Consider the following 16,273-nt stretch of genomic DNA (forward strand, 5'->3'; position numbering starts at 1 on the left):
CTTTACCTCCATTTAAATAGTTACTCCATTTATTATATCTTGTTCCTTCATTTTAAACATAATTGTGCTCAAATAAAAATAAACCTGTCAGCCATAATGAACTGACAGGTTTATTTTTATAATTTCGTACGAACATTCCAAAGCTCTGGGAAGAATTGTTGATCAAGTACTCGTTTTAAATAAGAAACACCGGAGGATCCACCTGTTCCCATTTTATGTCCAATAATTCTTTCTACTGTTTTCATATGACGGAAACGCCATTGTTGTAGCCAGTCTTCAATATCAATCAATTTTTCAGCAAGCTGATATAAATTCCAATATTTTTTCACATCCGCATACACTTCCAACCATGCTGCTTCTACTGTTGCATCTTCTTCATAAGGTTGCGTAATATCACGGTTTAACACATCTTTATGAATAGGGAATCCTTCTTTTACTAATGCTTGAATCGCGACATCATATAGACTTGGTGCATGTAGCGCTTTATGAAGTCGTGCATGTAATTCTGGATCCTTTTCATAAATTTTTAATGCGTGTGGCGTTTTATAGCCAAGTGCATACTCAATCATACGATATTGATACGATTGAAAACCTGAAGCTTGACCGAGTGAATCACGAAACTCAATATATTCTGATGGTGTTAATGTCGCAAGAATATCCCAAGATTGAATAATTTGAGACTGAATTTTTGATACACGTGCTAACATTTTAAAAGCTGGTTGTAATTTATCTTGTTTAATAGATTCAATCGCCGCATTTAGCTCATGTAAAATGAGCTTCATCCAAAGCTCACTTGCTTGGTGAATAACGATAAATAACATTTCATCATGATGGTCCGATAATCTTTTTTGAGAAGATAGTAAACTATCTAATTGTAAATACTCCCCATACGTCATATTCTCTTTAAAATCCGTATGAATCCCTTTTTCCATAATTACTTTTTCATTTTCTTTCATATTAGCCAAACGCCCCTTTTATATGATTCTACTTATATTGGTCTAATAACGGCTCGAACTGGACTTCCATCTGCATCAGTTAATGCAAGTGGTAATGCAATAAGTTCATAATCACCGTCTGCTACATGATCTAGTACGACATTTTCTAAAATATGAATTCCATGTTTAAATAATTGATGATGCGCTGCTAATTCTTTATCATCTAGCGGATCAACTGATGGTACATCTACTCCGATTAAACGAATACCTTTCTCTGAAAGAAACGACGCTATGTCTGCACGTAAATGAGGGATCACCTCTGGAAATTCTTCAGCTTTTCCATGTGAAGATGTACGTAATAATAATCGTTCTACACCTTCTAAATGAAAGCTTTCTAATTCCTTTTTCCCGATGCTTTCAAGATTAGAAACGTCAATAATCCGTGCTGGGCCAACATAAACTTGAACATCTAAATCTAATACTTTCTTTCCATCATTATCAAAATGAAATGGTGCATCAATATGAGTGCCTGTATGAATACTCATCGTTAACTTTCCGACATTTACTGAGCCACTTTCTTCTTTTGACCATGAAACTTCATACGAGAACGGTGTGTCTCCTGGCCACGTTGCAATATTATTATTTAGCGGTTGTGAAATATCAATCCACTCTGATGTTTTCATATTTATGCCACAACCTCTCGCTTATTTTCAAACTGCTTATACTCTTCATTTTTCATAATTTTCTTTAATATTTGTACAGATTTCCACACTTCTTCGTATGTGTTATATAAAGCGACCGGCGCAAGTCTCACCCCATTTGGCGCCCTAAAATCTGGAATTACTCCATTTGCTTTTAGTGCTTTACATATACGTGCTGCTTCTGCATGCTCTAAATAAATGTGCCCACCTCGTTTTTCATCCTCTAATGGATTTCCAATTGTAAATTCGAAATCTTTTAATTCATGTCCAATTAAATTCAGCATGTATCTCGTAATATGTAAAGATTTCTCACGTAAACGTTCAATACCAGCATCTTTGAAAATTTCAAGTGAACCAATTAATGGTGCTGTACTTAATACGTGCGGTGTACCAATTTGATAAGCACCTGCATGATCAGCAGCTGTTAATGTATGCTCCATATCAAACTGTTTATCTTTTCTAGAACTAAACCATCCAGACAATCCTGGCAGTCTATTAAAATGTTTACTATTTACATAAAGGCCTGCAACACTACCTGGTCCTGCATTTAAATATTTATAATTGCACCAAACAGCAAAATCGACATCCCAATCTTTGAAATGATGCGGAATAGATCCTATTGAATGGCATAAATCAAATCCGATATGAATGCCGCGTTTATGAGCTTCCGTTGTTAAACGTTTCATATCCAGAATTTGACCACTTCTATATAAAACAGAAGGTAATAAAATTAAAGCGATATCATCTTCCATCGCATAAATAATATCTTCTTCAGAAAGTGTTCTACCATCTCGGCTTTTCACTCTTACTAGATGTTCATTTGGGTCTAATCCTTTTAGACGAATTTGACTTTGAAGTGCATAAATATCTGACGGGAAAGTTAATTCATCCGCAAGTATTTTTGTACGTATTCCTTTTGGTTCATAAAACGTCGCAATAACTTGGTGTATATTCGTAGTCGTAGAACCGGTTACAATAGTTTCTTCGGGTAAAGCTCCAATAAGAGGGGCTGTAAGTTTACCTAATTTCTCTGAAAGGAAAAACCACGGGTGCTCACCTTCTGTCCAGCCGTCAATGCCATACTCTTTCCAAGATTCTAGCAACGTAAGTAATGATTTCTCTGCTCTTTTTGAAAGTAGCCCTAATGAGTTTCCATCTAAATATATAGTACCTTCTTTTTTATAGAATTCAGTTTGAAAATCTTTCAGTTCATCATGTTTATCACATTCAAGCGCATACTCATAAGTTGGTTGAAATGGTTCTTTATACATGGTGTCACCTTCTCTTAATTTTCTTTTTATTCTAACTAATTGAAATATATCACCTTAATTGATACAACGTCAATGATATTGTGTCAGTTGACTTTATATATGAACTTCTTTTACAATACAGTTATATTTTCAGATATTTCAGTATAAAGAGGTGGTTCTTTGAAAAACTCTTCTCTTTCATCAAGAAAACACCGCTCCTTAGAAACGAAGAAGAAACTATTACACTCTGGTTACACTATTTTTATAAATAATGGATTTCAAAAAACGACAATTACACAAATTATTAAACATGCAGAAACTGGTTATGGAACAGCATATGTATACTTCAAAAACAAAGATGATCTCCTAATTAGTTTAATGGAAGATGTTATGAATCAATTTTATAATATTGCTGAGCGCTCTTTTTCTCCACAAACAAAAGAGGAAGCACGTATAATGATCCAAAATCAAGTTAGAGCATTCCTGCAATTAGCAGATGAAGAACGCGCTATTTTGCAAGTTGTAGAGGAAGCGATAGGATTATCAAGAGAAATACGGCAAAAATGGGATGAGATTCGGGAACGTTTTATAACAAGTATTAAACAAGATATTACTTACTCTCAAGAAAGTGGATTAGCACAACCTAATTTAAATAAAGAGATTGTAGCACGCGGTTGGTTCGCGATGAATGAATCGTTTCTTTGGACTATTACGCAAAATGATAAAAAGATTAACTTAGAGGAAATTGTGTATACGTTAACGGAGATGTATACGACCGGGTTATATAAATAACACACCTTCAATAAGTAAGGTGTGTTATTTTACATCTATAAAAATATATTATCTGGGTATGGTAGCGCTAAAGTAGGCTTTTCAGAAAATGAGAAATATTGTAGTTTTAAAGATTCACCATCTATCGATTTCAGTTTTCCACTAGTAATTTCACATTCAAACACAACAACAATATATTCTACTTGATCGCCATTCGGATATATATGACGGAACCTTTCCCCTCCAAATACCCCTTTTTGTTTTTTTACTTGCACTTTCAAACCCGTTTCTTCCCACACTTCACGAACTACCGCTTCTTCTGGAGTTTCTCCAGGCTCAATTGCTCCAGCTGGCAAACTCCAGTATTCTCCACCAGGATATTGAAATAAGATTTTCCCTTGCTCATTTTTAATAACAGCAGCTACACTCGGTATTAGAATTAGTTCACGGCCTAATTGCTCACGGATTTTTTTATAATATAGCGACATCGACATATAATTCTCTCCCACTCCAATAATAAACAACTGTATTTTCTGACACCTATTGTATAATAATACCAATAGCAATTTCTATATAGAAAGGATAAGAAAATGACCCAAGTACAACTAGTAAATAGCTTTCTATCATTTTTAGGTACGACAAAACAGCCTACTAGCTTAAAGTTTTTAAATGAGCTTATTAAAGCTCATCAAGAAAAAATAAAATGGGAAACCCTTACTAAAATAATTGACTGGGAAAAGGGTAATGAAACAGGTAATTATTTTCCTTCCATTGAGACATACATAAACCGTATTACAACAAAAGGTCTCGGGGGTACTTGTTGGACGCACTCAATTGGATTCCATTGGTTATTATCAAATCTTGGTTTTAATGTTCATTATATGTATATGGATCCCGGACATTTATGCTTACGGGTTAACTTAGACCAACCTTATTATGTTGATGTTGGTTATTGTGCACCTTTATTCCAAGCTTACCCACTTTATGAATCATTTCAAGTAAGTAATGTAAGAGAAACTTTCACTTATGAAGTCTCAAATAATAGGATTAAAATTGCTAGAAATCCAGGTCCAGCAAAAATCTTACATACAGATCCAATACATTTATCAAGTATGAAAGAACTCATTAAAAAGTCTAACGATTGGCATACATCTCCTGTATTAAAGAAAATTCAGATTTTCGGTTATATCGATGGTATTCCAACTTCTATTAATGATAATGTTTTAAAACGATATTTCCAAGGTAAGAAAATAGAACAAAGCCTTACATCTTCTGAACTTAATTATTGGATAACAGAAAGATTTTGTATTAATCAAGAAATATGTGAAAGAGCTATTGAGATTTTCAATGAAAAATCTTCAAATAGAATGTGGCCATAAAGCATACTCCTTATGATCTACATAACTAACAACACCCCATTTTAACTTTTCATTAATTTCACTCATAAGTTCGGGTATTACTACTTCACCATATTTTTTAAAACATTCATGAGTTTCTTCGTAATTTTAAAATAAAGTTTGATTAAAAATATCGTGTTAACCCGTATTCTATGGTAAATAAAAAGAATCCATTTTGAAAAAGATTGATCAAAATGGATTCTTATCCAGCAGGTTTATGTTTTGGTTTTATAAAAAAGTTTGATCATTTTCTATCAATGAAAACAATTAATTGACTATTTTTATTATGAAAAGGTCGGAGCAGGAAATTCATCAATTTTGATACGAAGTAAACTATAAGGTTTCTGTCGTAAGTCTTTTCCATAATGAAATCTAGGCTGTCGATGTAATTGGTTCACAATGACATACAAATATTGATCCGGACCAATTGAAAAAGTATCCGGCCACAAAATTCTCGGATCATGTGCAATAGTTTCCATTATGCCATTTGGAAATATCTTACGGATACTGTTATTTTCATAATCTCCAGCATAAACAGTTCCTTTTGCATCAGTGATCATTCCATCAGACGCACCTTTTTCTCCCCAATACTCCACATGATAAGGTAAATTCATGTCCGATATCGTTCTGTCTCTCAGGGCTTCTGTTGAGATCGAGAACAAATGCCGACTGGTTAGTGGAGCAAAAAATAATATCTTTCCATCAGGAGAAATCGCAAGACTATCAGACGCCAATCTAAATGGAGAAGTTGAACCGTCTTTGTTTCGATTCATTAAAATTTGACCTTCTACTTTCGGTAAAAAATAGGGATCGGGTGAAGTTGAATTTGCTCCATTTAACCGTCTAAACGCGTTTCCATTTGATAAATCTACGACGATAATAGCTCCTGGTCCTCTTGAAGAAGAATCCGTTATATAGGCATAACCTGCTTTTCCAACACGAAAATCAAAACGGACATCATTCAGATAAGTTGTAGGCAGGACAACATCTTCTGTAAAGGTATATACTTTTCTTATTGTATTGGTTTCTAAATCAACAGCGACTAATTTTGCCCCCCCTTTAATAGGTTCAGAAAAATTTGGTGCCGCTGTATCTAATATCCAAAGCGTTCCCCTTCCATCAGCAACTACACTTTGGACACTGATGAAAGTCATTGGGATATTCTCGGGGTTAACCAAATTGGTTTGTAAATTAGGATAAGGCTGCAATTTATCCTCAAAAATTTCCGCCACAGTAAATTTAACATCGTCTCCCCATTTCGGAAAGCAAATGAAAATACGACCGGTTTCTGAAACAGTAACACCTGTAGGCATAGCCCCATAAAATGCATAAACTAGTTCTAAATTACCGAAATATTTTTCACTAGGTAACATAGGTTTCATAATATCCTCCTCAAGCATTCAAACGGGATATCTCCTATATATGATTTATATTTTTTCTAGTGCATGTTTCTTAATAAGTTTTTCTATACGAAAAGATGATTGAATTGATTGTTTTCGAAATTTAATAAGTCTGTCAGAAGAAAGGAAACATTTTAATTTAAAGGTCTCCAGATGAAGTAGAATTCAATTAGCAGGTAGCGAAGTTCAATATTCCCGAATCAACGTTAAGCTGGTATAAAAAATGGGGAAATTTCCCCCTTTAAATTTGTGAAAAAATGTACTTAAGCTAAACTGCCCGTTAGTTTAAGTGTAACACTTCACAAACAATCTTTTGAGTATTCTTATTATTCCTGTTTCCTCAACAATCTGGCCCTTTAATTGAACAATACAACTGAAATTTAAGGGGCAAAAAAAAACCTTATATTAATACAGGGTTTTATCAATCTTTTTTATAAATTATCAAACTTTATTTTAAATCAATACCACACTTTATTCCATGTTCCATGAGTGACTAACGGGTGCTTTGAACAAGAAAATAAAGGTGAGTACATATTATACATGACTAATATGCGCTCACCTTTATTTTTAAAAGATTTTTAGCTTTTAGGTCTTGATAATAATTTTTAGTGGTTGTATTAACAATTTATATTTAGTAAAATTGCTTTTTATGAATTTGATATAAGTCAAAAGAATTTCCTGTCCAATATAACTACGCATGTTAGCCCACTTCTTCTTTATCCAGTCTACTTACAATTCCAACTATAAATTTATATTCAATCCTCCTCTTCTTAACCTTTTTAAACCTTTCTTTCGTATCAAAAATTAAACACGTTTTCCGAAACCACACTCGTACATATAAAGACTCAAAATAAATAGGTTTTATAATTCCTCGTTCTTCAAATTCAGTTCCATCTTTATTTTCAGTTTCTGTTCGAACGAACCACCTATTTCCGAAGCCAATTTCAATATACTTCACACACTAACCCCCATTAGGAAATTTCCTTTCTAACAATTCTATTATTTCCCCGGTAAGCGCACATTCCGACAGAACATGAGCCCACAAAGAAAAAGTAGATTACAAAAATCTACTTTATAACTTATATTTTTGCATTCGTTTATAAAATGTACTACGGGGTACATCTAATAGTTTTGCAGCTAATGAAACATTTCCGTTTGTCTTTTGTAATGCTTCAATCATGCTATCACGCTGTATTTTTTCGCGAAAATTCAATGTATGTTCGGTTTTATTTTCAACTTGTAACTCAAGTTGTTGTTGATTTCCCATCATTGTTTGTATCAAAAAAGCGACTTGTTTTTCGCATATTTCCCGTCCTTGCGACAAAATGTAAATGCGTTCTAATGCATTTACTAGTTCTCGAATATTTCCGGGCCATGTATGTTGTAAAAATTGATTACAAATACTCTTCGGAAATACAACATTCCAATTCTTCCGTTCGCAAAAGTGTTGTATAAAATATGGAATATCCTCTTTTCTTTCTATTAACGATGGAACATATAGTGGATAAACATGTAAACGATAATATAAATCTTGACGGAATTTCCCTTCTTCTACTAACCTTAGTAAATCTTTATGTGTGGCAGTAATAATACGAATATTTACTGGTACCTCTTTTGAACTTCCTATTGGAGTTATTGTGCGTTCTTGTAAAACACGCAATAAGGCTACTTGCATCTCTGGTGGTACTTCACCAATTTCATCTAAAAATAATGTTCCTCCATTCGCTTGTTCAAATTTCCCTTTATACCCTTGACGTCGCGCACCTGTAAACGCACCTTCAGCATAACCGAACAATTCACTTTCCATTAATTCTTTAGGCAAAGAACCACAATTAACAGCTATAAAGGGCCCGTCTTTTCTTGGACTATTTTCATGAATCGCTCTCGCGACATATTCCTTTCCTACTCCTGTCTCACCACATACATACACACTAGCATCAGTCGGTGAAACAAGCTTAATTTCTTCTAGTGTGTGTTGAAATGCTTTGCTTGTCCCGGTAACTCCTGGAAAAGTAATTCCTTTTATAAATGTGAAAGCAGAATATGTATTCATTTGTTTGTTTTCCTTTAAATACATACATTTCCCGATCATTCTTTCATTACTATATACCGGTATCTCTAATTTAGTTTCCAATCCATGGTGCACTAAATCTTCAAGTTTCATTCTTGACCAATTAGTTACTCGTTCCCGAACGCTCTTACTCGCAGAAACGATAACATCACGATGATTACAAATAACTACTTGTTCATCACTATCAATGACATCTAAAAAACGATGGATTAAGTGTAATTCATTTTGATGAACTCTTATGCTACATTCACGTTCAATCGCATGTGCAATTGAAGTTACCATACCGAGCATATATGGATGTGAAAATTCAATTGGACAGGAGAAATCTAGAATACCAATTAATTTCCCGTCATCGTTATGAATGGGAGCAGCCGCACAACTCCAGCTATGAGATGCCACGGAGTAATGTTCAGTACCACTTATCATAATAGCTTCTTCAATTTCTAGCGCTGTTCCTATTGCGTTTGTCCCCACAGCTGCTTCCGTCCATTTTACACCTTCAATAAAATTAATATGTTTCGCTCGCTTTAACGTTTGTTTATTTCCACTTAAGGATAGAACATAACCATCTGGATCGATTAATAATGCCATCATTTGTAGTTCATCAATGGTTTTTCTCAAATTTTGTATTTGGGGTAATGCTATATCAAGGAAAATTTCACTCTTTTTCTTTTGTTCTCGAAAAATATTAGAAGACAAAACTTTCTGACCTTTATTCATGTGAGGATTAACATTAGCCTGTTTACATCGATGCCACGATTCTGAAATTCTTTGATTTATGCGATTTGAATCAAGAACACCTTCATTAACAAACTTTTTCCATGCATGTAAGTAAAACGGTGAAGCTAACATTGTATCATCTCCCTTTTAATTGTTTTGGAGATTTATAAAACATACTTTTATTATAAAACTGAATAAAAGCGTTTTCAATACAACTAGCAATACGACACAAATATGTTAATAATTTGAATATCCTAATGCACTTCTTTATTCTTTTTTAGTAGCACTATATTTTGTATAATGGACGCAAACAAAATACATAACCAAAACCACTTTTGTGGATTACCATTTATAAAGAAAACAATCACGGCTATTGCAAATAAAATAGCGGATGCTAAACTAAAATATAATTTTGTTTTAATTTCTATTATCCCTCACCCCTCTGTTACTTTACAGTACATACTAACTCTTCATTTTTCATCTCTACTATGTACTCCTGTAAAACATATTCTTTCCCGCCATGGTTTTCATACCATTCATGTATTCCTTTAATATGCCTCTCGTCACTTCTAATTTTCGATTCTATTTCATTATACTGTTCATAACTATCATATTCCCATATGGCAAATACTTCAGACGTACCATTCTTATTATCTTTCATCCAGCGTCCTATTAGCCTAGAACCATGCTTTAATTGATTAGGTAAGTTCGTATTATTGAAATGATCATTAAATACTTCTATGAATTCATTTTTCACTACATAGTACTTCCTTCTGTAAAACATACTTCTTCACCTCTTTCATGAAAAGTATTAGTAAATCTTCCCATCAATACCGTATTATAATACTTTCCATCCGATAGTCTTTTGTCATTTTTCAAAATGCCTTCTACTTCAAAACCTAATTTTTTATACAGATGAATAGCTTTCTCGTTTGTCTCTAATACTTGTAAAGATATTTTATTTACTGCATTTTCGTCAGCCCATTTAATAGATTGTTGTAATAGGCTCTTACCCATTTTATATCCCCAAAACTCTTTTAAAATGCAAACGCCAAACTCCACTTTATGAGATAATCTCTTAAAATTTGATCCTTCACACCTTGAAAATCCAACGATTCGATTGTGCACTTCTGCAACTAAAAAGAGATTCTTCGTCTCTTCACTATCTGTTTTTATTATTTTTTGAAATCCTAGATTATCTATAAATCCCTCTCCAGCATCTCTATCCATATTTTCAGTTTCTCCATCAATCTGAACTCTAATTTTCGATAACTGGTCAGCATCTTTCTCAGCTGCAGAACGAATTGTATAAGTTAATCCATTTATATGAAACTCTTGCTCTTTTACAATCATGTCAAACTCCTTTCAAATGAATATAATGGCGCTATTACAACTTGTTTACCTTGTTTCTCAAAGTCCTGAACAGTTTCTTTACTAGCCTCTTCGTCAGTTATAATAATGTCAATTTTTTTTAGAGACTCTCCTCTTATAAAACAATCTATTCCAAGTTTATTATGCGGAACTAAACAAATATTTCTTCTAGCAATTTCACTTACTCTTTTACTAAAATAAGCAACTTCAGGTGTTGCGGTACTAATACCTTGTAATGAAATACCTCCACCCGTAGAGAAATACAGATCAATAGAAAATCTACTTATCAATTCAGAGGCAAGTGTATCAGTAATATTCCCTGAAGGTTTTACTTTTCCGCCAATTAAATACGTATCAATATTCTTATATTCTCGTAGATAGCCAGCTATTTCTATAGAATTCGTAATAACCGTAAATGATACTTCCGGTAAATATTTCAGCATCGCATTATGAACGGGAGCCCCACCAATAAAAATTGAATCACCTTCTTGTATATAAGATGCTGCAACTCTTGCAATTGTGTCCTCATATATTGAGCTATCACTATAACGTTTAGTTGGTTCCGCAGCTAAGTTTCTCACTCGCGTAAGTTCAATTGCACCTCCGTGCGTTCTTTTTAATAAACCATCCTTTTCCATAATAGACAAATCTCTTCTTATAGAATCAATAGACATATCAAATCTTTCCGCAAGATCCTTTGCTATTACTCTTCCATCTGTATTGAGTAGTTCTAAAATTTTCTCTCGACGTTCTTCAGTAAACATGTTATCACCACCGTTATTGAAGGTTCAGAAACTTAAACTTTATTTTAATTATATGCATGCCTCTTCCGTTTTACAATATTTTCAATTCTTATTTATTCCGTTTTATACAGTCTTCTCCCTCTTTCTATCCTGTTAACTTGACAACCAAATAAATGTATATCTGTATATTACGCAAAAATACTTCCATTTACCTTCCTATTGATGTAAAATTATTCCTATGTTTTACTTTTTAATACAGAAAGGGATTACTATGAAATCATTAATCAAAACGACATGTACAGCATTATTATTTACTGGAATATTAACAGGATGTAATAGCAATACTACATCAAAACAAGAAAAGAGCGCTCTCGAAAAGAATGCAATGCACTATGGAGAAATAGTTAAAAATGAATACTATAGAGCGACAGTTGAGAATGCAAAGTTTGAAAAAATAGACAAAGAGCGGCGCCTTACTACTCGTGTTATGATTAATAATGTTCGAGACGATGGACAAACTATTGATCTTTCGGAAATAAAATATTTCATACAAGATGAAAAAACTGGTGAGAAATATGAAGGTGAAGCTCATCCGATAGATGACGAGCACTATAAAAATGTTCCACACGAATTCTCTTTAACTACTGACGTTGTATTTGAACTGAAAACTTCACCAAAAGATTTAAATAATATGTATTTATACATAGATAGCAAAGCTGCGCCGTTAACAAATACATATTGGAAGCTTGATAATTTAGTATCTAAATAGAAAGACCAGTCTTATACGACTGGTCTTTTTACATTCATACATTTAACACTTTCATTAACACTTATATTAATTTTCTAATAACAACTTGAATAACATCAGCTAAACCAGTGTGCCCTTTCCCTTCAACTCGCTCTTGTTCTCCATTAAAGAAATGAATTACCTTATGTTCTTCACACCAAGTAAGGATATCAATTGGATCATACAGCATATCAACATCTTTTGGTCCACCAGTACAATTGTTTATTTGTTTTTTTTGAGTAAACTTCAAACATAATTAATCCACCAGGTTTTATCGTTTGTATCATTTTATCTAATATCATTTTTTTATAATCATCATGAAAATGTCCAAATACCATAATTGCCGCATCATATTCATTTTCTGGCAAACTATCAGCTAATAAATCTACTTTTTTTGTATGCACGTTTACGTTATGCTTCTCTGCCAATTTTTTTGTCTTTTCTAATCCATCTTCCGAATAATCAATAGCTGTTACTTCGTTCCCTTGTCTTGCTAGAAATACAGCATTTCTACCTTCTCCCTCCGCAAATGCTATTACTTTATTGTGATTTGCTAAACGAAATGCTTGTTCTTTAATAAATGTATTAGGTTCTTCCCCGTAAAAATATTCATCTGATTTATATCGATCATTCCAAAAATTATTCATCATCTTCTCTCCTTCTTCATATCATTTTCTAACTACAATCAAAGATATTAAAGAGCCTTTTTATCCTTAATTAATTTAAAAATAAAAGCAGATTAAAAATCCACTTTTATTTTTTTCGCAAGATCTACGATTTTTTGATTTCTTAACTCTTCTTCCATTTTCTCTTCTGCTGCGAGCATTGCCTCATTAATTAAACATCCAGGTTTGTCATGTAAACAACAGTCAAACAATGATGTTTTGCCTTCAATTGCATGTATAATATCTAAAAATGAAATATCTTCCCAATTCTTACTAAGCGAGTAACCGCCCTTTGGACCAGATGATGAGTGTATCATCCCTTCCTTCGTCAACTTAGTTAGTATTTTAGACAAGTACGTTGGTGAAACATTTTGCATTTCTGCTAATTGGTGAACACTAACTAACTTATTTGGTGTGGCCTTTGCCAGAAAAAGCATTGTATGAAGAGCATAATTTGTAGCTTTAGAATATTTCATAGTACAGCTCCTATTGTAGACTTCATGTATCTACAATAACTTTATTTTTTTATTATGTCAAACGTTTGTAATACTCCATACAACATTATTTCTTCACAAGTAATACATCTGCTGCGCAAATCGTCACTTCTCTAAACGGAGAGTCAAATAAAACGCCAAGTTCAAAACCATCTTCAGTAAGAGCTATTTCATGATATAACCACCAAGCATTTTCAAAGTTTTCCGGCATAGAACACTTTGTTACTCCTATAAAGGTTACTTCAAGTTTATCAAATTCACTAAAAGTACCACTGCAATCTAATACGATAGACAAAGTATCTTCTGATTCTCTCTTTATTACTTTAATTACACTATCGTGTAGTGATGTCTTGTGTAACTGAGCGACATTTGACGGAAGTTTTTTCTCAATGGAATTAAAATATTCTACGTATGATTGATCTAATTGTGCCATTCTTTTCTCATAATCTGTTGTCCACTCTTGCATAAGTTTTTTCAGTTCACCTGATGGGTATTCTGAATTAATTGTTATGTTTTGTATAATTAAGTATATCGATTCAGGAAGGAATTTTAATAAATCTATTTTCCTTTCCTCTATTTCTTCCTTTAAACTTTGTATATCCATTTCCGACCATTCTTTTATAGACTCTATAAAACTTATAAATTCTAAAACTTGCATTTTTTTATACCATTCTCTTGTAAAATATTTCAATGACACCTCTCCTAAAATATCTTTACATCCAGTAAAAGCAATACATCCACTTATTATATCATTCCAATAACCATTTTTTCTAAAGAAATAATGTAAAAATGTAAATATTCCGCCTATTATTTCTAAAACTTCAGAATATTTACAAAAATATAAAATTAGAATACATTTTAGCTGTACAAGATTCACCTGTACAAAAATTCAAACAAAAAGGGATGGTTATATGTTGAAGAAATTAGTAGCAGGGACATTAGTAGCAGGTTTTGCATTAACTGGAGGACTAGGTGCAGTAAGTGCTGAGGAAAAAAGTAACACAATTAAGTCATTTGATTATTTAAAAGTGGATGAACAAAATGTTAATTCATTTGCAAAATTAAGTGATCAGGATAAGAAAGATATCCAAATTACTATGGTATTACCAGAGCAAAATGAAAATGGAGATTGGCTAGCTTATGGTTTTACTAACCGTGAAACATTGGATGCGTATATTGCAAAGGATAAAAAAGCAATTAAAAATAATATTAATCCTTTAGGTAGCGGTGCTGGTAGTACTGATTTTTACGAACATAAAGATAAAGGTGGTCAATATATTTACTGGAGCAGCGGCTTTAAAAACTTACCATCTAGCTGGAATGACAGAATTTCTTCTGTAAGTACAGCCTCACCTTCTGCAAGTTATTCAACGACACTTTGGGAGCACACTTCAACACAAGGATATGGAAAAGGTGTTATATTTAAACACGCTGATTGGTATGGTAAAACTGCTAATTTAGCTCCTGATTGGAACGATATTACTTCAGCGATTGAAATTAAAAAATAATAAGATATTCTATTAATAAAAAATCAAACCACTATTCTCTTATTTGTTTAGAGAATAGTGGTTTATTATATTTCCATTTAAGCATGTACAGCATGTCCTACCGCTTGCATTAACGCTTCATGAATTGCTTCTGATAAAGTAGGGTGTGCTGCAATATAATCTCTCATTATATCAGCGGTAACTTCTGTATGAATCATTATGGTTCCTTGACCAATAAGTTCAGTTGCATGAGGACCGATAATAGAAATCCCTACAATTTCTTGGTATTTAGGTTCTACAATGACTTTTACTTTACCTACTTGTTCTCCTAAAATAAGAGCTTTTCCGTTCGCTGTAAAAGGAAATTCTCCGATGAGAATATCACCATATTGTACTCTTGCACCTTTTTCACTTAACCCGACACTAGCTATTTCTGGAGCTGTGTATATACAACGGGGCACAGCGTGATAATTTACTTTCACGTCTTCTCCGCTTGCGTGTAATGCTGCTGTCGTTCCTTCATGGAAGGCAACATGAGCAAGCTGAATTCCACCGATCACATCACCAGCTGCGTAAATATGCGATACGTTCGTTTGCATATGTTCATTCACAGCAATCCCTTTATTTGAAAACTGAACCCCTGCCTTTTCTAATCCTAATTGTTGCACTCGTGGTTTTCTTCCTACAGAAACAAGAACAAATTCTGGAGTTACTTCATGAGTAATTCCCTCGTATTCAAATGAAGCTTGCTTCTTATAGTTATTTAAACCTTTTAAAACTGCTCCCGTAAAAATTTTCACCCCATCTTTTTCTAATTTCTCTCTTAAAGTATTCGCGATATCTTCATCTTCACCAGGTATTAATTGCGGTGCCATTTCAACTATCGATACTTTTGTGCCAAGTCTACTATAAATGCTTGCAAACTCGCATCCTATTACACCACCACCAACGATTAACAATGAAGATGGTACACTCTCAAGAGACATGGCATGGCTACTATTTAAAATCCATTTTCCATCAAACGGAGCGAATGGTAATTCTGTAGGTTCGGAACCAGCTGCGATAATAAAGCTCTCTCCATCAACTACTTCTTCTTTATTTCCTTGTACAACTCGCATACGATGATCCGTTTCGAATTTCGCTTTTCCTTTTACAACTTTAATTTTATTTTTCTTCATTAAATATTGTATTCCTTGGACGAGTTGCATTACGATTTGTGATTTCCTCCCCTGTATTTGATCCCAATCAATTGATATACTTCCCGTATTAAGCGTAACCCCATAATCATTCGCTTTTCTCACAATGTCATGTACTTCAGCACTTTCTAACAGTGATTTCGTCGGCATACACCCAACATTTAAACATGTTCCGCCAAGGTCAGCTTCATCAATAAGAGTGACATCTTTGCCCTTTTGAGCCGCGGTAATTGCTGCTACATAGCCAGCAGGTCCGCCCCCAATAACAACTAATTTACTCATTCT

The 16,273-nt window shown here is 33.5% G+C and carries 17 protein-coding genes and 1 pseudogene; 4 read left to right on the forward strand and 14 right to left on the reverse strand.

The genetic code is table 11. The features are described from left to right. Positions 1–116 precede the first annotated feature (116 nt). From kynA to kynU, 3 genes are read right to left on the reverse strand one after another with little or no spacing between them, the layout of a single operon-like run. The gene (gene kynA, locus ACUXVC_RS13850) at positions 117–956 is read right to left on the reverse strand and encodes a tryptophan 2,3-dioxygenase (RefSeq protein ID WP_000661957.1); all 840 of its coding nucleotides are present in this window, start codon (positions 954–956) and stop codon (positions 117–119) included. 32 nt (positions 957–988) lie between these two features. Then, entirely contained in the window at positions 989–1,618 is a 630-nt protein-coding gene (gene kynB, locus ACUXVC_RS13855) for an arylformamidase (protein ID WP_000858074.1), read from the reverse strand. 2 nt (positions 1,619–1,620) lie between these two features. Next, positions 1,621–2,907 (reverse strand): kynureninase, encoded by a 1,287-nt coding sequence (gene kynU, locus ACUXVC_RS13860; RefSeq protein ID WP_029442519.1) that lies wholly within the window; start codon positions 2,905–2,907, stop codon positions 1,621–1,623. 159 nt (positions 2,908–3,066) lie between these two features. Here kynU and ACUXVC_RS13865 point away from each other — a divergent pair, with 159 nt between their 5' ends. Continuing rightward, positions 3,067–3,678 (forward strand): TetR/AcrR family transcriptional regulator, encoded by a 612-nt coding sequence (locus ACUXVC_RS13865; RefSeq protein WP_095690747.1) that lies wholly within the window; start codon positions 3,067–3,069, stop codon positions 3,676–3,678. Positions 3,679–3,713: 35 nt separating this feature from the next. Here ACUXVC_RS13865 and ACUXVC_RS13870 read toward each other — a convergent pair whose 3' ends face one another. After that, complete coding sequence (locus ACUXVC_RS13870; RefSeq protein WP_075718747.1) at positions 3,714–4,151, reverse strand: NUDIX hydrolase; 438 nt, start codon at positions 4,149–4,151, stop codon at positions 3,714–3,716. A gap of 96 nt (positions 4,152–4,247) precedes the next feature. Here ACUXVC_RS13870 and ACUXVC_RS13875 point away from each other — a divergent pair, with 96 nt between their 5' ends. Continuing rightward, entirely contained in the window at positions 4,248–5,036 is a 789-nt protein-coding gene (locus tag ACUXVC_RS13875) for an arylamine N-acetyltransferase (RefSeq protein ID WP_095690746.1), read from the forward strand. A gap of 302 nt (positions 5,037–5,338) precedes the next feature. On the opposite strand, the gene ACUXVC_RS13880 is transcribed toward ACUXVC_RS13875, so the two are convergent. The 6 genes from ACUXVC_RS13880 to ACUXVC_RS13905 form a co-directional block, all read right to left on the reverse strand. Beyond that, positions 5,339–6,436 carry an L-dopachrome tautomerase-related protein gene (locus ACUXVC_RS13880; protein WP_098126255.1) on the reverse strand — a complete coding sequence of 366 codons (1,098 nt, stop codon included), beginning with the start codon at positions 6,434–6,436 and terminating at the stop codon, positions 5,339–5,341. A 718-nt stretch (positions 6,437–7,154) separates the two neighbouring features. Further along, on the reverse strand, positions 7,155–7,412 hold the full coding sequence (locus ACUXVC_RS13885) for a DUF3977 family protein (RefSeq protein ID WP_000873830.1): 258 nt from the start codon (positions 7,410–7,412) through the stop codon (positions 7,155–7,157). 114 nt (positions 7,413–7,526) lie between these two features. Continuing rightward, entirely contained in the window at positions 7,527–9,377 is a 1,851-nt protein-coding gene (locus ACUXVC_RS13890; protein ID WP_098679153.1) for a sigma-54-dependent Fis family transcriptional regulator, read from the reverse strand. Positions 9,378–9,690: 313 nt separating this feature from the next. Next, positions 9,691–10,029 (reverse strand): NIPSNAP family protein, encoded by a 339-nt coding sequence (locus ACUXVC_RS13895; protein ID WP_000499992.1) that lies wholly within the window; start codon positions 10,027–10,029, stop codon positions 9,691–9,693. Further along, on the reverse strand, positions 10,002–10,598 hold the full coding sequence (locus ACUXVC_RS13900) for a GNAT family N-acetyltransferase (protein ID WP_000635671.1): 597 nt from the start codon (positions 10,596–10,598) through the stop codon (positions 10,002–10,004). Before ACUXVC_RS13900 ends, ACUXVC_RS13895 begins: the two co-directional genes overlap by 28 nt. Further along, a complete protein-coding gene (locus ACUXVC_RS13905; protein WP_144465243.1) occupies positions 10,595–11,380 on the reverse strand; it encodes a DeoR/GlpR family DNA-binding transcription regulator in 786 nt (261 codons plus the stop codon). Before ACUXVC_RS13905 ends, ACUXVC_RS13900 begins: the two co-directional genes overlap by 4 nt. 250 nt (positions 11,381–11,630) lie before the next feature. On the opposite strand from ACUXVC_RS13905, the gene ACUXVC_RS13910 reads away from it, so the two are divergent. Then, positions 11,631–12,128: a hypothetical protein gene (locus ACUXVC_RS13910; RefSeq protein ID WP_053564253.1), complete on the forward strand. Its 498-nt coding sequence runs from the start codon at positions 11,631–11,633 to the stop codon at positions 12,126–12,128. A gap of 61 nt (positions 12,129–12,189) precedes the next feature. Here the strand turns inward: ACUXVC_RS13910 and ACUXVC_RS13915 are convergent. From ACUXVC_RS13915 to ACUXVC_RS13925, 3 genes and pseudogenes are all read right to left on the reverse strand, one after another. Continuing rightward, positions 12,190–12,796: pseudogene (locus ACUXVC_RS13915) on the reverse strand (class I SAM-dependent methyltransferase). Between the two features lie 89 nt (positions 12,797–12,885). Continuing rightward, on the reverse strand, positions 12,886–13,287 hold the full coding sequence (locus ACUXVC_RS13920; RefSeq protein ID WP_000877649.1) for an Rrf2 family transcriptional regulator: 402 nt from the start codon (positions 13,285–13,287) through the stop codon (positions 12,886–12,888). Between the two features lie 85 nt (positions 13,288–13,372). Further along, positions 13,373–13,996 (reverse strand): DUF4085 domain-containing protein, encoded by a 624-nt coding sequence (locus ACUXVC_RS13925; RefSeq protein WP_141241044.1) that lies wholly within the window; start codon positions 13,994–13,996, stop codon positions 13,373–13,375. A 220-nt stretch (positions 13,997–14,216) separates the two neighbouring features. Here ACUXVC_RS13925 and ACUXVC_RS13930 point away from each other — a divergent pair, with 220 nt between their 5' ends. Then, a complete protein-coding gene (locus ACUXVC_RS13930) occupies positions 14,217–14,813 on the forward strand; it encodes a hypothetical protein (protein WP_446025708.1) in 597 nt (198 codons plus the stop codon). A gap of 77 nt (positions 14,814–14,890) precedes the next feature. Here ACUXVC_RS13930 and lpdA read toward each other — a convergent pair whose 3' ends face one another. After that, positions 14,891–16,270 carry a dihydrolipoyl dehydrogenase gene (gene lpdA, locus ACUXVC_RS13935; protein ID WP_446025709.1) on the reverse strand — a complete coding sequence of 460 codons (1,380 nt, stop codon included), beginning with the start codon at positions 16,268–16,270 and terminating at the stop codon, positions 14,891–14,893. Positions 16,271–16,273: the final 3 nt, after the last annotated feature.

Source organism: Bacillus sp. N6, assembly GCF_052805735.1.